Annotated in this window: 18 protein-coding genes and 1 tRNA gene; 13 read left to right on the top strand and 6 right to left on the bottom strand. The window is 65.1% G+C overall.

Annotated features, from left to right (window positions below; translation table 11 throughout):
- Positions 1-54: 54 nt before the first annotated feature.
- The 5 genes from mnmE to ACYQ01_RS14495 all read left to right on the top strand — a co-directional run bounded on the left by mnmE (position 55) and on the right by ACYQ01_RS14495 (position 5,820).
- Complete coding sequence (mnmE, locus tag ACYQ01_RS14515) at positions 55-1,446, top strand: tRNA uridine-5-carboxymethylaminomethyl(34) synthesis GTPase MnmE (RefSeq protein WP_459934574.1); 1,392 nt, start codon at positions 55-57, stop codon at positions 1,444-1,446.
- A 67-nt stretch (positions 1,447-1,513) separates the two neighbouring features.
- Positions 1,514-1,789, top strand: a complete 276-nt coding sequence (locus tag ACYQ01_RS14510; RefSeq protein WP_459934573.1) for a hypothetical protein — start codon at positions 1,514-1,516, stop codon at positions 1,787-1,789.
- Positions 1,790-1,808: 19 nt separating this feature from the next.
- A complete protein-coding gene (locus ACYQ01_RS14505) occupies positions 1,809-3,362 on the top strand; it encodes an ABC transporter substrate-binding protein (RefSeq protein WP_459934572.1) in 1,554 nt (517 codons plus the stop codon).
- Positions 3,363-3,750: 388 nt separating this feature from the next.
- A complete protein-coding gene (locus tag ACYQ01_RS14500) occupies positions 3,751-4,401 on the top strand; it encodes a DedA family protein (RefSeq protein ID WP_459934571.1) in 651 nt (216 codons plus the stop codon).
- A gap of 96 nt (positions 4,402-4,497) precedes the next feature.
- Entirely contained in the window at positions 4,498-5,820 is a 1,323-nt protein-coding gene (locus tag ACYQ01_RS14495; RefSeq protein WP_459934570.1) for a hemolysin family protein, read from the top strand.
- Positions 5,821-5,868: 48 nt separating this feature from the next.
- Here the strand turns inward: ACYQ01_RS14495 and ACYQ01_RS14490 are convergent, their stop codons facing one another.
- From ACYQ01_RS14490 to corA, 3 genes are all read right to left on the bottom strand, one after another.
- Positions 5,869-6,285 (bottom strand): Rap1a/Tai family immunity protein, encoded by a 417-nt coding sequence (locus tag ACYQ01_RS14490; RefSeq protein WP_459934569.1) that lies wholly within the window; start codon positions 6,283-6,285, stop codon positions 5,869-5,871.
- Positions 6,286-6,659: 374 nt separating this feature from the next.
- On the bottom strand, positions 6,660-6,791 hold the full coding sequence (locus ACYQ01_RS14485; RefSeq protein ID WP_459934568.1) for a hypothetical protein: 132 nt from the start codon (positions 6,789-6,791) through the stop codon (positions 6,660-6,662).
- Entirely contained in the window at positions 6,788-7,888 is a 1,101-nt protein-coding gene (gene corA / locus ACYQ01_RS14480) for a magnesium/cobalt transporter CorA (RefSeq protein ID WP_459934567.1), read from the bottom strand. Before corA ends, ACYQ01_RS14485 begins: the two co-directional genes overlap by 4 nt.
- Positions 7,889-8,097: 209 nt before the next feature.
- On the opposite strand from corA, the gene ACYQ01_RS14475 reads away from it, so the two are divergent.
- Entirely contained in the window at positions 8,098-8,325 is a 228-nt protein-coding gene (locus ACYQ01_RS14475) for a hypothetical protein (RefSeq protein WP_459934566.1), read from the top strand.
- Between the two features lie 148 nt (positions 8,326-8,473).
- On the opposite strand, the gene ACYQ01_RS14470 is transcribed toward ACYQ01_RS14475, so the two are convergent.
- Positions 8,474-9,697: a sensor histidine kinase gene (locus ACYQ01_RS14470; protein WP_459934565.1), complete on the bottom strand. Its 1,224-nt coding sequence runs from the start codon at positions 9,695-9,697 to the stop codon at positions 8,474-8,476.
- A gap of 287 nt (positions 9,698-9,984) precedes the next feature.
- On the opposite strand from ACYQ01_RS14470, the gene ACYQ01_RS14465 reads away from it, so the two are divergent.
- From ACYQ01_RS14465 to ACYQ01_RS14455, 3 genes are all read left to right on the top strand, one after another.
- Positions 9,985-10,761 (top strand): LytR/AlgR family response regulator transcription factor, encoded by a 777-nt coding sequence (locus tag ACYQ01_RS14465; protein WP_459934858.1) that lies wholly within the window; start codon positions 9,985-9,987, stop codon positions 10,759-10,761.
- Entirely contained in the window at positions 10,758-12,470 is a 1,713-nt protein-coding gene (locus ACYQ01_RS14460) for a LytS/YhcK type 5TM receptor domain-containing protein (protein ID WP_459934564.1), read from the top strand. Before ACYQ01_RS14465 ends, ACYQ01_RS14460 begins: the two co-directional genes overlap by 4 nt.
- A gap of 214 nt (positions 12,471-12,684) precedes the next feature.
- Positions 12,685-14,496, top strand: a complete 1,812-nt coding sequence (locus tag ACYQ01_RS14455) for a carbon starvation CstA family protein (protein ID WP_459934563.1) — start codon at positions 12,685-12,687, stop codon at positions 14,494-14,496.
- Between the two features lie 138 nt (positions 14,497-14,634).
- Here the strand turns inward: ACYQ01_RS14455 and ACYQ01_RS14450 are convergent.
- A tRNA-Leu gene (locus tag ACYQ01_RS14450) sits at positions 14,635-14,721 on the bottom strand.
- Positions 14,722-14,862: 141 nt separating this feature from the next.
- Here ACYQ01_RS14450 and ACYQ01_RS14445 point away from each other — a divergent pair.
- The 4 genes from ACYQ01_RS14445 (at position 14,863) to ACYQ01_RS14430 (ending at position 19,973) form a co-directional block, all read left to right on the top strand.
- Positions 14,863-15,804, top strand: a complete 942-nt coding sequence (locus ACYQ01_RS14445; protein ID WP_459934562.1) for a bifunctional riboflavin kinase/FAD synthetase — start codon at positions 14,863-14,865, stop codon at positions 15,802-15,804.
- 4 nt (positions 15,805-15,808) lie between these two features.
- Positions 15,809-17,581: a chloride channel protein gene (locus tag ACYQ01_RS14440; protein WP_459934561.1), complete on the top strand. Its 1,773-nt coding sequence runs from the start codon at positions 15,809-15,811 to the stop codon at positions 17,579-17,581.
- Positions 17,582-17,726: 145 nt separating this feature from the next.
- Positions 17,727-19,538, top strand: coding sequence for a methyl-accepting chemotaxis protein (locus tag ACYQ01_RS14435; RefSeq protein ID WP_459934560.1), 1,812 nt, complete (start codon positions 17,727-17,729; stop codon positions 19,536-19,538).
- 54 nt (positions 19,539-19,592) lie between these two features.
- Positions 19,593-19,973 (top strand): hypothetical protein, encoded by a 381-nt coding sequence (locus ACYQ01_RS14430; RefSeq protein WP_459934559.1) that lies wholly within the window; start codon positions 19,593-19,595, stop codon positions 19,971-19,973.
- Between the two features lie 78 nt (positions 19,974-20,051).
- Here ACYQ01_RS14430 and ACYQ01_RS14425 read toward each other — a convergent pair whose 3' ends face one another.
- Positions 20,052-20,456, bottom strand: a complete 405-nt coding sequence (locus tag ACYQ01_RS14425; RefSeq protein ID WP_459934558.1) for a response regulator — start codon at positions 20,454-20,456, stop codon at positions 20,052-20,054.
- Position 20,457: the final 1 nt, after the last annotated feature.

The raw sequence follows: 20,457 nt of genomic DNA, 5'->3' as shown, positions 1-20,457 counted from the left end.
CGCCGCGCGCGCCGGCCGCTCCCCGTCCGGGCCCGCCTTCGCCCGAGGCCCCCGATGAGCGCCCATTCCGACACCATCGCCGCCATCGCCACCCCGCCGGGGTTCGGCGGCGTGGGCGTGGTGCGCGTGAGCGGAGCGGACAGCCAGACCCTGGCCATCCGGCTCTTTCGCTCCGCCCGGCCGGACTTCGCCGGGTTTCGCCCCTCGGTGCTCCACCACGGAACCCTGGTGGACGCGGACGACCGCCCTCTGGACGACGTTTTGGCCGTGTTCATGCCCGGCCCGAACTCCTACACCGGCGAAGACACCTTCGAACTGCACTGCCACGGGTCCCCGGCGGTGCTGGAAGCCGCCCTGGCCGCCTGTTTCGCCCTGGGAGCCCGACCGGCCCGGGCCGGCGAGTTCACCCGCCGGGCCTTCCTGGCCGGCAAGCTGGACCTGACCCAGGCCCAGGCCGTGGCCGAATTGGCCGCCAGCGCCACCCGGCAGGAGGCCGCCCTGGCGCTTACCCGACTGGAAGGCCTTATGGGCCGGCGGGTGCGCGACCTTCGCGCCAGGCTGGAGTCGCTTCGACAAAACGTCTGTCTAGCCGTGGACTTTCCCGAAGACGACGTGGAATGCCTGGACCCCGAAGCCTTTGCCGCCGAAGTGGAATCCGTGGCCAAACGCGTGGACGAACTGGCCCGCACCCATCGTCAGGCCAAGCCCTTTCGCGAGGGCATGCTCGCCGTGCTGGCCGGACCGGTCAACGCGGGCAAGTCGAGCCTCTTGAACGCCCTGCTCGGCCGGGAGCGGGCCATCGTCAGTCACCAGCCCGGCACCACCCGCGACTTTCTCGAAGAACGCCTGGATCTTTCCGGCCTGCCCGTGCGTCTGGCCGACACGGCGGGTCTGCGCGTCGCTTCGGACGCCGTGGAGCGAAGCGGCGTGGCCATGAGCCGAAAACTCATGGACGAGGCCGACCTGGTTCTGGTGGTGGCGGACGGCTCCCTGGACTTTCCCGACCACGGGTTGAGCGGCGAGGACGGCCCCCTGTCCCTGGACCCCGCCCGGACGCTCGGCGTGGTGAGCAAGGCCGACCTGCCCCGCGCCCGGCGCGACCCCGCCCAGGCCCTGGCCGGACTGGGAATCGAAACCGTGGCGGTCTCGTCGCGCACCGGCCAGGGCCTGGACGCGCTGACCGAGCGCATGCGCGCCCGCCTGCTGGCCGGGCGGGACCTGCCGGGGGACGACCAACCCGCACCCAACGCCCGCGAAGCGGCCCTGCTCGAAGAGGCCGGACGCGAACTCGACGCCCTGCTCCAGGAAACCCGCTCCGGCCTGCCCCCGGACCTTCTGGGCGTGCGCCTGGAAAGCGCCTGCCAGAACCTGGCGGCCATCACCGGGGAAATCACCAGCCAGGACGTGCTCGACTCCATTTTTTCGCGGTTTTGCATCGGCAAATAGCCGGACCGGTTTTTTCCTGTTCATTTTTTATCGGGACCGGGCTATACGCCTGAAAGGACCAGCACGCATGCGCACCCTGGCTTCGCGATACCTCGACCACTTCGACATCGACCTGGGGCCGACCCCCACGGTGGCGCTCTCCAAACACGCGCCCGAAGACCTGCGCGAACTCGAACGCCTGGTGGTCGAAATCTTTGGCCCTGGCCATATGGTGGGCGTCTACGAGGCGCTTTCCAAGGCCGCCGAAACCGACTTTCCCCATCTTGAACCCGTCGACGAAAACGTCTGCCCCATGGACGTCTATTTCTTCGTGCTCGACTACCTGGGCACACGCCTATCTTGAACCCTCACGGAGGACCTGGATGCACCTTCATCGTCCACACTTTTTTCGCAACACCCTGCTGACCCTCGCGCTTCTGACCGTGTTCCTGGCCGTTCCCCAGTTGAACGCCCTGGCCCAGGAAGCCGAGCCCCAACCCCAGGCCGAACAGCCGGCCGCCAAGAAACACATGCGCCGCGCCCCGGCAGCCAAGACATCGCCCAAGGCCGGCATGGTCATGCCCCTTGAAGACAGCGCGGCCGAACCGGCCCAGCCCGCCGCCCAGGCCCAACCCGCCGCTCAGACCGAGCCCGCCGCCGCGGACCCGGCTCCCGCTCCCGCGGCCAAACCCCAACCCGCCGCCACCAAGGGCAAGACCCGCGCCGAAAAAGCCCAGGCGACCGCGACCGCGCGCGGCAAGGGCCACGGCTCCCAGATAACCGTGGGCGCGCTGCTGCCGCTTTCCGGGGCCATGGCCTCCCAGGGGCAAAGCGCCAAGGCCGCCCTGGAAATGGCCGCCGAAGACCTGAACGCGTACTTCAGCTCCGTCGGGTCCAACGACCGGGTGAGCCTGCAGGTGGAAAACACCGAGGGCGTTCCGGCCAAGGCCCTGGAGCGACTCAAGGCCCTGCACGCCAACGGCGTGCAAATGGTGGTGGGACCGCTCAGCGACGACGAAGTGGACGCCGTGCTCGACTATTCGGGCAAAAACGGCGTGATCCTCCTGTCGCCCACGAGCGCCGGCCCCTACCTGTCCAAGCGGGTCGCCGGCAACCTGCTGCGCCTGGCCCCCTCGGACGCCTTTCAGGCCGAAGCCCTGGCCGTGCTGGCCAACCAGGAAGGCGCCACGGAAATCATTCCCATCTGGGTGGGCGACATGTACGGCGACGAACTCGTCACCCACATCAAGGGCCAGTTCGCCAACCTGGGCGGGCAGGTCATACCCGGTACGCGGTTTCGTCCCAACGAAACGCAGTTCGCCAAATACGTGGCCGACCTGAAGGCCCAGATCGACAAGAACGTCAAGAACAAAAAGCACCTGGCCATCGTGGTGGTCGCCCGCGGCGGGCAGACCGCCACCATCCTGCGCGAGGCGGCCAAGATCGGCGGCCTGAGTGAGGCCAAATGGTACGGCGGAGACGACTCCGCCCTGCGCGGCGCGGTGATCCAAGACCCGGAAGTCGCCAAATTCGCCGCCCAAGTGCGCATCGCCTTCGCCCGCTACGGGGAAACCGGCACCAAGACCTATTCCGACCTGGAAAAACGCCTGGAACAAAAAATCTCGGCCTTTGTCGACACCCAAAGCCTGGCCGCCTACGACGCCGCCTGGCTGTGCGCCCTGGCCGCCGCTTCCGGCCCCACGGACACCGCCTCGCTCAAAAAGGCCCTCATTGATACCGCCGAACACACCTACGGCGCCACCGGCTGGCTGGCCCTCAACGACAAGGCCGACCGCCGGGAAGACTACGACTTCGACTTCTGGACCATCAAGCAGGTCGGCGGCAAATACTATTGGGAAAAGACCGCCCGCTACCAGTTCGATCCGGGCAACGGCAAACAGCTCATCATCAATCGCCCTGAAGAAGGGGAAGAGTAGTCGGGTAGAGAAAAAGAATTGGGGGAAGGAACCTTTTGTTCACAAAAGGTTCCTTCCCCCAAACCCCCATCCCCCCAAAAACTTTTTCCGGGGTGGGGTCGCTGTGCACACAAGCCGACCGTGTCCGGTTGTTCCTCACGCCACCCCGGTCCGTCACTTTACTCCTTAGCAACATAACACGCCAACAACATAAAGTTTTTTAAGGAAGGAGGGAGGTCTGGGGGGGAGGAAACCCCTTTTGTTCACAAAAGGGGTTTCCTCCCCCCGGCTCTTCCTCCCCCGCATCCCCCCGCCCTGCCCGCGTAATTTTCCTTGCGCGGGGGAGGTTGTGCCCGTATTTTCCGAGCGGCCCCGTGTCGGGCCATCCACTCCCCGTGAGGTTTCCCGCATGATGGAATTGTTGTCCACTCTCGTTTGGATGCTTGGTCACGTGGATCAGGCTTTGCACATGATCATCGAAAACTACGGCGTCTGGACGTATCTGGTGCTGTTCTGCATCATTTTTTGCGAGACCGGCCTGGTGGTGACGCCGTTTCTGCCGGGCGATTCGCTTTTGTTCACCCTGGGGGCGTTGTGCGGGGTGGGGCTGCTCGACCCGTTTCTCGTGTTCGGCCTGCTGGCCTGCGGGGCGGTTCTGGGCGACAACACCAACTACTGGATAGGCCGCATTGTGGGGCCGGCGGTCTTTTCCCGCGAGGACAGCCGCTTCCTCAACAAGAAACACCTGGAACGCACCCACGAATTCTACGAAAAACACGGCGGCGCGACCATCGTGATCGCCCGGTTCATGCCCATCATCCGCACCTTCGCCCCATTCGTGGCCGGCATCGGCAAGATGAGCTACGCCCGCTTCCTGACCTATTCGGTGTGCGGCGGCATGTTCTGGATCGGCACGTTTCTGGCCCTGGGCTTTTTCATCGGCAACCTGCCCTGGGTGAAACGCTATTTCAGCGTGGTGATCTACGTGATCGTCTTCGTGTCTATCCTGCCGGGACTGCTGGAATTCCTCAAAGCCAGAAGCGCGGCCAAAAGGGCCTGAACCAAACCCGAGGAGCTTTTCGCTTTTCGGCCGGCCAGGGGCCGGTCGTGAAATCCGTTTGCGAAAAGCTCCCGAGGTAGCGCCGCCAAAAATGTCGTGAACGAAATAGTCTGGGAAATCGTGGTCGTCTCGGCCCTTATCGCCGCCAACGGCGTGTTCGCCATGGCGGAGCTTTCCATACTCACATCAAAAAAGCACCTGTTGCGCAAGCAGGCCCGTTCCGGCAACCGCCGGGCCAGGTTGGCGCTCAATCTGGCCGAACAGCCGGAAAAACTGCTTTCGTCCGTGCAGGTGGGTATTACAGGCATCGGCATACTGACCGGCGTGTACAGCGGGGCCACCCTTTCCGGCCTGCTCACGGCCAATTTGGTCCGGGCCGGCCTGCCGCTTTCCTGGGCCGAAGGTCTGGGAATGGCCGCCGTGGTCACGGCCATCACCCTGGTCACGCTGGTGTTTGGCGAACTGCTGCCCAAACAGATCGCCATCGCGCACCCCAACCGGTCGGCCTTGGCCATCGCTCCCGTGCTGCGCCTGATGGAGCGCCTCTTTCTGCCCGTGGTGGCCCTGCTCGCCTGGACCGTTTCGGGACTTGGCCGCATTCTGGGCGTTGACCCGCGCGCGTCCCAGAGGGTTTCCGACGAGGACATCCTGGCTCTGGTGGACGACGCCCAACAAAGCGGAACCCTGGAACAGGGCGAACAGGAGCGCATCCGCCGGGTGCTGCGCTTTTCCGACCGCAGCGTTTCGGCCATGATGACCCACCGCACCCAGGTGGAATGGCTCGACATCGAAGACGATCCCCGAACCCTGGCCGAAACCGTACGCCGCACGCCTCATTCCTGCTATCCGGTGTGCCGGGAGTCGCTTTCGGACGTGCTCGGGGTGATTCGGGTGAAGGATCTCTTCCGTTCCCCCAAGGGGCTCGCCGGCATCAGGGAGCTCATGGTCCAGCCGTTGTACGTGCCCGAAACCGTGCGCGCCCCGGCCCTGTTGGAGATGTTTCGCGCCTCCGGCGCGCCCATGGCCCTGGTGTACGACGAGTACGGCAGCCTCCAGGGACTGGCCACCCTCAAGGACGTGCTGGAAGCCCTGGTCGGACACATTCAGGAAGACGCCTCGGACGGCCCGAGCCTGGTGCGACGCGAGGACGGCTCCTGGCTGGCGGACGCGAGCATCCCCCTGGACGAACTGTTCGAGCGCCTCGGCCTGGAAACGCCGGAGGGCGAAGCCGTGGGCCACGTTAAGCTCCTGTCGGGCTTCCTCATGCACCGCCTGGGTCGCCCGCCCAAGGAAGCCGACCACCTGGACTACGCCGGCTGCCGGTTCGAAGTGGTGGACATGGACGGCTTGCGCATCGACAAGGTGCTGGTCACGCCCCCGCCCGGTTCGAGCGGGGCCAGCCCGCAAGACGTCCGATAGCCGCCCGGCTGGAAGCAAAGCGAAGGCCGCTGCCCGCAAGGGCGCAGGCTATTGGCGGATGCGACCGGCCAAGGGGTCCCCGGACCGGGGAGGCGACCCGGCCGACTGCCCCGCCGCCTGGCGCTGCCGACTCTCCTTGCCGAAGTGATCCTCCAGCGCGCGCATGATGGCGACCTGGGCCGAATAGGCTCCGTATTCCCGGTTCTGGCGCAGGGACTTTTCCACGATCAAGATGAGATCGTCCGGGGTCAGGTATTGGTGCTGGGCGTACAGCGTTCCCTCGAACGAATCATACACGCCCAAAATGTACCCCCGGGCCAGGGAATTGCGCGGGCCGTCGGCGCTATCAAGCTCCTGAAGCAGCTTGTCGGCCGAGAAGAACTTGGCCTGGGCCGGGCCCTGAAGACAGACGACCAGGCCCAGCGCCAGGGCCGTCGACCACGCGAACCGAAACCATCCGTGCATGGTCAGCCTCCTCGACGCGGGATGTGCGGGCCATCGCGCCGGCGGGCAGGCGAACGTCCAGACCGCGCCGCGTCCCTCCGTTTCGCCGTCCTTGCGCCAAAACGCCGTTCGACCTCTTGGATTGCCTTTCCGCCCGGACGCCGCGTCCGATTTGTTGTTTCCCGAAATCCCCCAGGAACTCTCCCGGAAGGCCCCTGGAGGGGCGTTTCAGAGGCGAGTCTTACAGCCTGCTGCAAATACGTGCCGGCACGGAGTCCAAAAAGTCAGGCGCGATGCGTGGTCCTCATCCGTTGGGATGGTTTGCGTTTTTTGGAGCGACGCGGCCAGCTGTGATTTTTCAACGGGCTGCAAGAATCGACTTTTTCAACGGCCCCCTAGCTCAAGAGATAAATGTAGCAGGCCATGGCGATCAGGGCGATCCAGGCGTCGATACGCAGCATCGCCGGCTGGCGGGGGGAATCCCCGGGGCGCCGGCGCGTGGAACGGTGGGTGGAGCGGGTGGTCATTGGGAATCCTCCTCGGAATCGTCGTTTCTGCCGATCCAGCCCTTGCGGCGGAAAAACAGCAGCATGCCGCCGGCGATGGCGACCATGAACCCAAGCAGCATGAAATAGCCGTCGTGCCATTCCAGCTCGGGCATGTTCTTGAAGTTCATGCCGTAGACCCCGGCCAGAAAGGTCAGGGGGATGAACAGGGTCGAAAACATGGTGAGCACCTTCATGACCTCGTTCATCTTCAGGCTGATGTTGGAGAGATAGAGGTCGAGCATGCCTGAAAGCATGTCGCGAAAGGTCTCGATGGTGTCCATGACCTGTATGGTGTGGTCGTAGAGGTCGCGCAGGTAGAAGATGGTGCCATCGGCGATCAGGTCGCTTCCGCCCTTTTCCAGGCCGGAGAGCACCTCGCGCAGCGGCCAGACGAACTTGCGCAAAAACAGGGCCTCGCGGCGCAGGTCGTGGATGCGTTGCAATTCGACCGGCTTGGGCGCGGTGAGCAGCATCTCTTCCACGTCCTCGATTTCGTCGCCCATGCGCTCCAGGGCCAGAAAGTAGTTGTCCACCACGGAGTCGAGCAGCACATAGAGCAAAAAGTCCGGTCCCAGCTTCCAGGCCCGGCCCTTCTGGGACTGGATGCGCCGGCGCACCGCGTCGAACAGGCCTTCGCCCTGGCGTTCGCGAAAACTGAGCAGGTAGTTTTTCCCCAGAAGAAAGCTGACCTGCTCGTCCTCGATGCGCCGGGTCTTGTCGTCGTAGCGCAAAAGCCTGGCCACCACGAAGATGGCGTCGTCGAGTTCGTCGAGCTTGGGCCGCTGGGTGGTATGGACGATGTCTTCGAGCACCAGGGGATGGATGTGAAAGGTCTCGCCCACCTTGGCCATGAACCCCGCGTCGGCCAGGCCGGCCACGTCCACCCAGGTGACGCGGGAGCTGTCGGCGTAGCCGACGCAGTCGGGCGCATGGACCGGAGCGATCAGTTCCGAGCCGGTGGAGTCGTAGCGCAGCATGGTCACCCGGGGCGAGCCCGAGGTTTCGGACCCGCTATAGAGGGGCGCGCTGTGGGCGTGATGCGCGGTCTTGGCGCGTTGCCTGAGTCGCTCGAACATGGATGTGTGCTCCGCCTGGCGCGGGTGGGACTTTGGCCGGTTCGAGGCGGGGCATTTCAACTATCCGCCGCGCCGGCCTGGGCGAAAGACCCCGCACAAGGGGGGTCGCCACGAGGCCCGGCCAAGCCAGACTTCCATACACGATGTCCCCCCGGCAAGGCCAGGGGGGAAGAAGGGCAACGCTCGCGCCCGGTCACCGGTAGGCGAACATGTCGCAGAACAGCCAGGACTCGCCCCCGGGCTTGATCGAACACCAGGGCCACCCGTGGGGCGGGAAGTTCGACGACGGGCAGGAGACGACGTATTCGTCCGAGGAAGGCGTGACGGCGATTCGGAGTTGCCTGGATGATGTTTTCGACGAAAAAGGCACCCGTGCCGGTGTGGCCGATGACGTCGCCGGCCCATACCGTTTGTCCCGTCGTTACGCAGGCTTTTGAGTTGTGTACGGCAATGGGGACCATGCATGGGGACTTTCCGCCTTGGTTGAAAATGTCTGGTGCAAAACACCCGACAGAACACCACGGTCAGGAAAAGTTGCCCCCATCGAAGGCTATTTAGGGAAAAAGAAGGTTCTCGTTCCCCGCCCTACAACGGAAACTCCACCTCGAACCGGCAGCCGTGGCTGGTGTCGGCGCTCACCGTGGCCCCGAGCTGTCCGGCCAGCTCGCGCACCAGCACAAAGCCCATGCTTTCGGCGCGTTTCAGGTCCGGACCGGGGTCCATGCCCCGGCCGTCGTCGATCACGGCCAGGCGCAGGCGGCCGTTTTCGACGTGCAGCTCCACCTGGATGATTCCCGGAGAATCCGGGGGAAAGGCGTGATTGAAGGCGTTGGACAGCAGTTCGTTGGCCAGCAGGGCGAAGGGCACGGCCCGGGCGATGTCGAGATCCTGACTGGCCAGGTCGAAACGCAGGCTGGGGGTGGCGCGCCCCTGATGCACCTGGGCCACGGACAGGGCCAGGCTGTGCAGGTAACGCCCCATGTCGATGGCGGCCAGGTTCCGCGACCCATACAGTTGGTCATGCACCAGCGCCATGGAGCGGATGCGTCCGGCCAGGCGGTCGGCGCAGGCCTGGCTCGTCTTGCCGGAGGCGTTTTGCAGATGCACGAGGCTGATGACGATCTGAAGGTTGTTTTTCACCCGGTGGTGAATCTCGCGCAGCAGGGCGGATTTTTCTTCCAGGGCGGCTTGCAGCTTCTCCTGGGCCGTGCTGCGCTCGGTGATGTCCAGACAACTGGCGCGCACCAGGCGACGCCCCTTTTGCGGGAGGTGGGAAAGACGCAGTTCGCCCCGGAACCGCTTGCCGTCGGCGCGGCGCAAGGGACGTTCGAGCAGGACGGATTCCCCGGCGAACACCCGGGAAAAAACCATTTGGACCCGCTCCCGTTCGGCCGGATCTTGCGATTCCAGGATCGAATCGAAGCGTCCCGGCGCAGAGGCGAGCAGTTCGTCCCTGGGGCAGGCGAGCATTGTCAGGGCCACGGGGTTGGCTTCAACGAACCGTTCGGTGTCCATATCGAAGACCACGATGGCTTCGGGGGCGTTTTCCACCAGGATGCGGAAGCGCTCCTGGCTCTCGCTCAGGGCCTGTTGCTGTTCCTCGCGCCAGATGTCGTAGCGTCTGAGCAGGTCGTAGAGCATGGCCGAGGTCACGGCCACGAAGGCCCATCCCTTGAGGATACTCACCTCGGCGTACAGTTTCGGGGACGCGGAAAAGAGCATGCCGGCCAGTTGGTCGGAGCACAAAACCCACAAGGCCCCGACCAGGGCGTAGAGGGACACGATGGATTTGGGTCCGAGTCTTGCCATGAAAGAGCTCCCGACCGTCTTCCCATGCCCTGTAGTCGTCCTGGCGGGATTGGGCAAGGCGGATCGCAAGCGGCGTTTGTCGCCAAACGTTTCCGGGGAAACGCACAGGAAAGCGGGAAAGGGATAGACTCTTTTTTCCCCCACGGGAACCATTTCCCTCGGGATTTTTTCGGAGGAAACAAAGTGTGCGGATCGGTCGCGCGCCAATGCGTTCCCCAGGCGCGACAGACGGCGCTTTGCCCCTTTACAGGTGTCCGGTTCGGCGCTAGCCGAAACCCATGGCCTACCTGACCCTTGACGCGCTCATCGTGGACGACGAAGCCCCGGCCCGCGACGAACTGGCCTACCTTCTTGAGGCCCACCCCGACATCCGGGCCGAGCAGGCCGCCACGGCCGACGAAGCCCTGGAACGCATCGCCCGGGGCGGTGTGGACATGGTCTTTCAGGACATACAAATGCCCGGCCAGGACGGCTTTCACGTCCTGGCCAGCGCCCAGGCCCTGCCCCGGCCGCCACTTTTCGTCTTTGTCACGGCTTATGATCGTCACGCCATCCGGGCCTTCGAAGAAAACGCCGTGGACTATCTGCTCAAACCCGTGTCGCCGGACCGGTTGGCCAAAAGTCTGGAGCGGGTGCGAAAGCTCCTGGCCGCCCCCCAGGCCCCCCGGATCAGCCAGGCCCTGGAGCGCCTGCTCGCCTCGGCCGGACACGGAGGCCCCCGCCCCCTGGAACGTCTGGCCGTGGACCACGGCGGACGCATCGGGCTCGTGGACACGTCCACGGTGGTGCTGCTCGAAGCCGAGGACAAACACGTGATGGCCGTGACCGACACCGACCGCGTGCCCTGCCACGGCCTGGCCTCCCTGGCCAAGGCCGCCGAGCGCCTGGAGGGGCTGTCGTTTTTTCAGGCCAACCGGGCCCAGCTCATCAACCTGGAGCGCATCGTCGAGTTTTCCCCCTGGATCGGGGGCAAATACTTCGTGGTCATGGCCGACGCCGCGCGCACCGAAGTGACGGTGAGCCGCAACAGGGTGCGCGAGTTCAAGGCCAGACTCGGCATATGAACGATCTGCTCAGCCCCGAAGTCCCCGAGTTGTTCCTCACCCTGTCGCAACGGTTCGGCCTCCTGTTGGCCGGCGGTTTCGCCATCATGACCCTCACCTCCATCGACAAGCTGGGGCCTCGGCGCGACCGTCCCTGGTGGGCTTCGGCCCTGTTGGTGGCCATGTTCGGACTGTTCGGCGTGCTGGGCACCTACACGGGCAACGCGGTGTTCAAATCCTTCGCCAACCTGCGAGGCATGGTGGTGGTCACGGCCGGACTCTTCGGCGGCCCCCTGGTGGGCTTCGGCGTGGGGCTGATCGCCGGCGGACACCGCTACCTCATCGACATCGGCGGTTTCTCGGCCCTGCCCTGCGGCTTGGCCACCCTGCTGGAAGGCACCGCGGCGGGGCTGGTTTCGCGCTGGCGCGGCGGAAACAGTCTGGATTGGCGACTGGCCCTGGTCCTGTGCCTGGCCGGGGAGACCGTGCATCAGGCCCTGGTGCTCTTTTTTTCCCGGCCCTTTCCCGAAGCCCTGGCCCTGGTGCGGGTCATCGCCCTGCCCATGATTGTGTTCAATTCCCTGGGCGCGGCCCTTTTCGTCAAGGCTCTGGACCTCCAGACCAGCTTTCGCCAGGCCCAGAACCGCGACCTGGCCCGCCAGATCCTTTCCATAGCCAACCAGACCGTGGGGCACCTGCGCTCGGGACTGACCGAAGCCTCGGCCAAGGCCACGGCGGACATCATCCTCAAGGAAACCCAGGTCTCGGCCGTGGCCGTGACCAGCGGCATGTTCATCCTGGCCCACGTCGGAGCCGGAAGCGACCACCACAGAAGCGGCGGCCGGGTGCTCACCCAGGCCACCAGGCGGGCCCTCTCCACCGGAGAGGCCTCCTTTGTGCGGGGCAAGGACGACATCGCCTGTTCCCGGTCGGACTGTCCCCTGACCGAGGCCATCATCGTGCCGCTGCGCAAGGGCAAGTCCATCCTGGGCTGCCTCAAACTCTACGGCACCCGGCGCCGCCCCCTGGACGAGACCCTCTTCGAGCTGGCCAAGGGCCTGGCGGACCTTTTTTCCACCCAGCTCGAACTCGAAGACATCGGCATCAAGAACCAGCTCCTGGCCCATGCCGAAATCAGACGGCTCCAGGCCCAGATCAACCCCCACTTCCTGTTCAACTCGCTCAACACCATCGCGAGTTTCTGCCGCACCGCCCCGGCCCAGGCCCGCGAACTGCTGCTCGACCTGTCGCGCTACATGCGCCGCAACCTGGACTCCAGCCGGGGGCTCATCCGGCTCTCGGACGAGATCGAACAGACCCGGGCCTACCTGGCCATCGAACAGGCCCGCTTCGGCGCGCGCATCACCGCCGAGATCGACCTGGCCGAGGACGCCCTGGATTGCCTGGCCCCGCCGCTCATCATCCAACCCCTGGTGGAAAACGCCGTGCGCCACGGCATCCTGGCCAAACCCGAGGGCGGAGTGGTCAAGCTCTCGGCCAGGCGCGACGGCGGGCATCTCCTGGTGAACATCCACGACGACGGCGCGGGGATGGACTCCTCCCAGGTCAAGGCCATCACCCGGGCCGTAGAGCTCGAATCGCTCACCGAAGGCGTGGGCGCCAGAAACTCCAACCAGCGCCTGGTGCAACTCTACGGCCCGGATTACGGCCTTCTGGTGGAGAGCGCCCCCGGCGCGGGCACCAGCATTTCCCTGCGGATTCCCCAGTAAACCCTCCCGCCTCCCCCGCCCGATCGGAAAGGGCGGGAAAGTCGAAGAGCCGGGGTCGCCGGCGGCCCGGGCAACGCCCGGACAGGCTGCGCCGCGCTCCGTTCAGGGGGCCGAATCGTCCGTTGACGCCCCGGATTGCCCTTTTCGCGCCGGTTGTTGCGAAAAAAAGGACAAAGACGCTATAGCGGTTCCATCATTCCCCCAGGAGGACTGTATGAACGCCTTGACCCTTGTGTTCGCCTCACTGTGCATCTTCGCCATAGCCTACAGGTTTTACGGCCTGTTCCTGGCCAAGACGGTGCTCGGCGTCAAGGAATCGCGCCTGACGCCGGCCAAGAAAATGGCCGACGGGGTCGACTACGTGGAAACCAACAAGTATGTGCTCTTCGGCCACCACTTCGCGGCCATCGCCGCGGCCGGACCGCTCATCGGCCCGGTGCTGGCCGCCCAGTGGGGCTACGCGCCGGGCGCGCTGTGGATTCTCGCGGGCTGCGTGCTGGCCGGAGCCGTGCACGACACCGTGGTGCTCTTCGCCTCGGTGCGCCACAAGGGACAAAGCCTAGCCTACATCGTCACCCGCGAAGTGGACAAGTTCACCGGCGGCGTGGCCTCGTTCGCCGTGCTCTTCATTCTCATCCTCACCCTGGCCGGGCTGTCCATCGCCTGCGTCAAGGCCATGCAGCACAGTCCCTGGTCCACCTTCACCGTGCTTTCCACCATGCCCATCGCCATCCTCATGGGCCTGTACCTGCAGTTCTGGCGGCCCGGCGACGTGCGCGGGGCCACCATCATCGGCGTGTCCCTGCTGGCCGTGTGCATCATAGCCGGCCGACACCTCGACGCCGTGCCCTGGCTGTACGACGGGCTCGACCTGAGCGAAAAGTCCATCTCCATCATCATTCCAGTCTACGGCTTTTTCGCTTCGGTGCTGCCGGTGTGGCTGCTGTTGTGTCCGCGCGACTACCTTTCCACCTACCTCAAGATCGGCACCATCGGCATTCTGGCCGTGGGCATCGTGCTGGTGCATCCGGACCTGCGCATGCCCGCCGTGCAGTTCGCCGGCGGCGGCGGTCCCATCATCGGCGGCCCCCTGTTCCCCTTCCTGTTCATCACCATCGCCTGCGGGGCCATCTCGGGCTTTCACGCCATCATCGCCACCGGCACCACGCCCAAGATGCTCGACAACGAGGGCAACCTGCTCTTCGTGGGCTACGGCGCCATGCTCACCGAGGGATTCGTGGCCATCATGGCCCTGATCGCTGCCTGCGTGATGATTCCGGCCGACTACTTCGCGATTAACGCCTCGCCGACCGCCTACGCCGCCTTGGGCATGGTCCCGGTGGAACTCGACCAGTTGACCCAGGCCGTGGGCGAAGCCACCCTGGTGGGCCGCACCGGCGGCGCGGTCTCCCTGGCCGTGGGCATGGCCTACATCTTCTCGGCCGTGCCCGGCATGGAAGAACTCATGAACTATTGGTACCACTTCGCCATCATGTTCGAGGCCGTGTTCATCCTGACGGCCGTGGACGCGGGCACCCGGGTGGGCCGGTTCTTCCTGCAGGAGATGTTCGGCGTGGTCGCGCCCAAGTTCCATGAAAAGCGCTGGTGGCCGGGCGTCATCATCACGTCGTTTCTTTTCACCTACGCCTGGGGCTATCTGGTCTACACGGGCAACATCGGCACCATCTGGCCCCTGTTCGGCATGAGCAACCAGTTGCTGGCCGCCGTGGGCCTCATCATCGGCACCACCATGATCATCCGCATGGGCAACGCCCGCTACGCCTGGCTCACCGCGGTGCCCGGATTCGCCCTGGTGTGCACCACCGCCTATGCCGGCTTCTTGCAGATCACCACCATCTATCTGCCGAAGCAGTTGTACCTGCTGTCCTTCATGGCCGGGCTGGTGCTCTTTCTCATGGCCCTGGTCATCATCGGGGCCGTGCGCCGCTGGGTGTACCTGCTCCACATCCACAAGACCGTGCAGGACCCCTACGGGGACAACGTTCTGGAAGTGGTGGCGGAATAAGTCCTCCCTGCTGTCCGCCACGCGAGAAGGGGCCGGGCGTCTTTCGGGACGCCCGGCCTTTTTCGATGGCGCTCGGGGAAAAAACAGGGAAAAACGCAGAAGGCCTCCCGCGTTGCCGCGAGAGGCCTTCTGGAAAGATGGTGCCGAAGAGAGGACTCGAACCTCCACGGGGGAACCCCCACTAGACCCTGAACCTAGCGTGTCTACCAATTCCACCACTTCGGCCGGGAGCGAATAAGTACATCTGCCGGCCATGCTTGGCAAGTGTTTTTTTCGTTCCGGTGAAATTTATTTCCGCCGGTTGCTGACCGGCGCGGTTTGAGGTAACCGAGGCTGCGAAAAACCCGCTTGCTTTGGATATCCCTCATGATCGTGGCCTATTCGCTTGAAGAACTGGAAGGCGTTCTGGCAGGATGCTGCCTCACCATCGGCAACTTCGACGGCGTGCACATGGCTCACCGGAAGCTTCTGAGCCGTACTCGCGAACGGGGAAGGGTCACCGGGCTGGCCAGCGTGGCCATGACCTTCGAGCCCCATCCCCGGCGCGTGCTTCTGGGCAAGGACGCGCCCCCCCGACTCACAAACCTGGAAATCAAGCTCGAGTTGATGGCGGAGCTGGGCATCGAGGCCTGTTTCGTGGCGCCCTTCACCCGCGCCCTGGCCTCGCTGGAGCCTGAAGACTTCGTGCGCCAGTACCTGGTGGAAGGCCTGGACGCGCGCGAACTCATCATCGGCCACGACTGGGCTTTCGGCAAAGGACGACGCGGCGACTACGAGACCTTGCGCGCCCTGGGCCAAAAGTACGGCTACAGTGTGGAGCGCATCAGCCCCGTGCTCATCGATGACGCGGTGGTCAGCTCCACCCGCGTGCGCGACATGCTGACCGCCGGCGATGTCTGGGACACCAAGCCCCTGCTCGGACGCTTTCATCAGGTGCGGGGCATGGTGGTGCGCGGCGCGGGACGCGGCGGAGCCCTCCTGGGCTTTCCCACCGCCAACCTGGACGCCCCGGACCAAATGCTTCCCCGAACGGGAGTCTACGCCTGCTGGGCCAGCCTGCGGGGCGAAGCCCTGCCCGCCGTGGCCAACATCGGCAAAAACCCTACCTTCGACGGAGAGAATCTTACCGTGGAAGCCCACATCATGGATTTTCACGAAGATCTCTACGGCCAAATCCTGGACTTGCATTTTGTCCAGCGCCTGCGCGCGGAAAAGAAATTTTCCGGCGTGGACGAGCTCAAGGCCCGCATCGCCGAAGACGTGGCCCTGGCCAGGCGCATTCTCGACGCGGCCGAAGCGGAGCTCTAGGGGAGTGGTCGACCGATCGTTCACTCCCTGGCGGATTCGCCAGAGACTGTTCGGCTCCAGCATCCTGCGCTGGCTGACCCTTTCCGTGATGGCCGGGACCGTGGCGGGACTGTTGACTTCGGGATATTCCGTGGCCCTGACGGAACTCGAAAAGCTCTTTCAGTACAAGGCGTTCGGATACACGCCGGCCCATGCCTACGACCTGTTCGGCCTGACCCGTCCCTGGCTGGTGCCCCTGTGCACCACCCTGGTGGGGGCTCTCACGGGATTGTGCATCGAACGTTTCGCCCCCGAAGCCGCCGAAGCCGGCACCGACGGCACCGACGCCATGATTCGGGCCTTCCACCGCAACGAGGGCCGCATCCGGCCGGCGGCGGCGGTGCTGCGCACCGTGAGCTCCCTGTTGACCATGACCGCGGGCGGCAGCGCCGGCAAGGAAGGTCCCGTGGCCTTCATGGGCGCGGGCGCGGCCTCCTGGCTGGCCCAGAAGCGGGGACTTTCCGCCAAGGATCGGCGCATTCTCCTGTTGGCCGGCGCGGCCGGCGGCCTGGGGGCCATCTTCCAGGCCCCCCTGGGCGGCGCCCTGACCGCCGTGGAGGTGCTCTATTCCGACGATTTCGAGGCCGAAGCCCTTTTGCCCTCGGTCATCGCCTCGGTCACGGCCTACACCGTGGTCACCCTGTTCTTCGGGGCCAAGCCGGTGTTTGACGCGCCCTCCATGCACCTGTCGAGCTTTCTGGAGATTCCCTTCTATCTGGTCTTGGCCGGCGCCTGCGCCCTGAGCGCCTGGTTCTACGTGCGGGGATTTTTTTTCACCAAGTATAAGATCTTCGCCCCCCTGCGCGCCCGGCTCGGCCTGCCCGCCACCACCGCCCTGGGCGGACTCGGAGCCGGACTGGTGGGCATGGCCTTTCCCTCCCTCATGGGATCGAGCCACACAAGCCTGGAACTGGCCATCCTGGGCCAATTGCCGGCCCTGACCCTGGCCGCGCTCCTGCTCGGCAAGATCGTGGCCACCTCGCTCACCATCGGGTCGGGTTTTTCCGGCGGCATGTTCGCCCCGGGCCTATTCGTGGGGGCCATGACCGGAGGCGTGGTGGGCCAGTTGGGACACAGCCTGCGCCCCGACGTGGTGACTCAGCCCGGCGCTTTCGCCTTGGTGGGCATGTCCGCCTTTTTCGCCGCGGCCGCCAACGCGTCCATCGGGCCGGTGGTCATGGTGTGCGAGATCACCCAGGGATACGGCCTGCTGGCCCCCCTGCTGCTCTCCTCGGCCATCGCCCTCATGCTTTCGGGCAAGCGATGCCTCTATGAGAACCAACTGCACGAAAAGAACCAATCCCCGGCCCACCGGGGAGAAGCCGCCATGATCGCCCTGGGGGCCCTGACCGTGGGCCAGGCCTACAAGCCCGGCGGCTACGTGGTGCTGGAGCAGTCCACCACCCTGGGCGCGCTTTCCGACATCATCGCCAACACCGACACCCTGACCTTCGCCGTGCGCAACGCCGAAGGCCACCTCACCTCCCTCTTGAGCCTCAAGGACGTGCGCCGGGTGATGTTCGAGGACTGTCTTTTTCCCCTGGTGGTGGTGCACGACCTGGCCCGCCCTCTCGCCCTGCTCACCCCGGACCAGGACCTGCGCCAGGCCCTGGCCGCCTTCGTGGACAGCGGACTGAGCCAATTGCCCGTGGTGGACACCAACAATCCCGACCGGGTGCTCGGCATGTTGCGCGTGGAAGACCTGTTGGCCGCCCAACGCGTCGAACCGCACGTCTGATCGCCCTGCGTCCGTGACCGGCGCGAATGCCGCATTCAGTTCTTGACGCCGGCCGCGAGAAAGATGGATAGAGGATACATCTGTTCTTTCTCTCGCGTGGCATGCACATCGCTTTCCCTTGATATCTTTTCTCCAAGGACACCTCATGCTCAACGACATGAAGATATCCGTCCGTCTTGGCCTGGCCTTCGGCTTGAGCTTTCTTTTCATGATCGCGCTCTGCTTCCTTCTCCTCTCCACCATGGGGCATCTGCAGGTGCTTTCCGGCGAGGCCATCGAACACAAGGACGAAGCCCTGCGCCAGGGCGAGGCGGACAGCCGCCTGGAGCATCTGGGGACGTTGCTGGGCGCGGCGCTCATAAGCGGACGCCTCGACGAGGTCCGAAAAGACCTCGCCGAAATCAAGGCCGCGTTCCGGAAGGACGTGGCCAAGGCCATGGAGGCGGCGGAAACCCCCGAAGAAAAAAACCTGGTCCGGTCCTACGAAGAGCACACCGCCACGCTCATCGACATTCTGGAAAACAAGGCCCTGCCCTTTCTGCAACACAATCCGCCAGACATTGCGCAAGAGCTGAAGACCTACGGCCAAAGCGCGAGCGTAGCCGGAGACGAGGCGATGAAGAGCCTCGACATCCTTGGAGAAAAGTTCAACGCACGTAGCGAGGCAAAAGTCGCGCTGTTCAACGGGGAAGCCGACGCCGCGCGAACGCGCTCCATTCTCCTGTGCGTTCTGGCCATCGCGGTTTCGGCGGTGCTTGCCGGATTCATCGCGCGGGGTATCGTCGCCTCCCTGTCGAAGGGCGTGGACTTCGCCTCGGAAATCGCGGCCGGCAATTTGGACAAGACCCTGGACATCGACCAAAAGGATGAAATCGGTGTGCTGGCGGACGCCTTGCGCAAGATGGTGGCCACCTTGAAAAACAAAATCGGGGAGGCCGCCCTGAAGAGCGAGGAGGCCGCGCGCGAGACCGAAAAGGCCCGACTGGCCGCCGGCGAAGCGGAAACGGCCAAGGCCCGGGCCGAAAGGGCCAAGGCCGAGGGCATGCTGCAGGCCGCAAACGAGCTCGAAGGCGTGGTCGAGGTGGTGACGTCGGCTTCCGAGGAATTGTCGGCGCAGATCGAAGAGTCCAGCCGGGGGACCGAACACCAGGCCCAGCGCGTGGGAGAAACGGCCACCGCCATGGAGGAGATGAACGCCACCGTGCTGGAAGTGGCCAAGAACGCCTCCCAGGCTGCCGACACCGCCGACAAGGCCAGGCGCAAGGCCGAAGAGGGGTCCCAGGTGGTGACGCAGGTGGTGCGGGGCATCGGCGAGGTGCAGGCCACGGCCTTGGCGCTCAAGGCCGACATGACCACGCTCGGCCAGCGCGCCGAAGGCATCGGACAGGTTCTGGAAGTCATTTCCGACATCGCCGACCAGACCAACCTGCTGGCTCTGAACGCGGCCATCGAGGCGGCCCGGGCCGGCGAGGCCGGACGCGGATTCGCCGTGGTGGCCGACGAGGTGCGCAAGCTGGCCGAAAAGACCATGCACGCCACCAAGGAAGTCGGCGACGCGATTCAGGGCATCCAGGAGGGCGCGCGCACGAACATCGCAAACGTCGACCAGGCCGTGGAACGAATCGACTCCGCCACGGATCTCGCGGGCAAATCCGGCCAATCCCTGGACGAAATCGTGAACCTGGTCGACCTGACCACGGACCAGGTCCGCTCCATCGCCACGGCTTCGGAGCAGCAGTCCGCCGCCAGCGAGGAGATCAACCGCAGCGTCGAGGACATCAGCCGCATCTCTTCCGAGACCGCCGACGCCATGGGCCAGTCCGCCCAGGCCGTGGGCGAACTCGCGCACCAGTCTCAAGTGCTCAGGAGCCTGATCGAACAGATGAAGGACGCCAGCCGAGGCGAAGACGCCAGAACCCTTGCGTCCGGGACCGGAAGGCCGGCCTTGAGGGGGTAACAGCCCGTCCAAAAAGTCGATTCTTGCAGGATCGGGACACAACGCGGAGCCCACATGCCCACCGCCCCTCTCGAACGCCTGGCCCTGGCCCTGCTCCTGGCCGGCGTATGCGCCTTCGTCATTCTGGATCTGTGCGGCAAGGACGAGCCCAGCCCGGCGCAAGGCTACGAAATCGCCGGCGAGACGGCCTATCCGGTCGATCCGACCGATTCCAAGGCTTTTCTGGCCAACCTGGAGCGCTACCAGGGCAAGACCGGCATCATGCTCTACGAACTGCGTCTTTGGTGGGGCGGGCTCTGGCGGGGGCGCGCCCTGGGGCGCACACTGCTTGCGCTGTCGGCGCTCACGGCCGGGGCGCTCGTGGCCTGGAGCCGTTGGTTTCCCCCGCCGGACAGACCGGACCAGCCCCCCGGTCCCGGGACTCCGACGCCCTGACGAGCCCGACGCGCCGGTTTCCGAACGGTCCGGGACTTGCGGCGTGGGGACGGTTTCCGGGCGCCTCGCGGTCCCGGCTCAGCCTCTGTCCTCCGGGCACGGCGACAGGCACCCGTCCAGGCCGACCACGGGGGCCAAAATGTTCCTGAGCAGGCACATGTCCAGGGGCTTGACGAAAAACGCCAGGGGATTGGTGGCCCTGGCCCGGTCCCGCGTGGCGCTGTCGCTGAACGCGGTGATGTAAATCACGGGCACGTCGCCCATCTTCTTGATGCGGGAGGTGGTCTCGATGCCGTCAAGTCGCCCTTCCAGACGAACGTCCATGAGAATGACGTCCGGGTGTTGGGCGGCCGCGACTTCCAGAGCCTCCTCTCCCGTGGGCACGCATCCGCACACCAGACAACCGAGTTTTTTCACCATGCTTTGCATGGCCATGGCGGATACGGCCTCGTCCTCCACGATCATCACCCGAGGCATGGACATG

This window comes from Fundidesulfovibrio butyratiphilus, from assembly GCF_054657235.1.
This window is presented reverse-complemented; position numbering and strand designations above follow the sequence as displayed.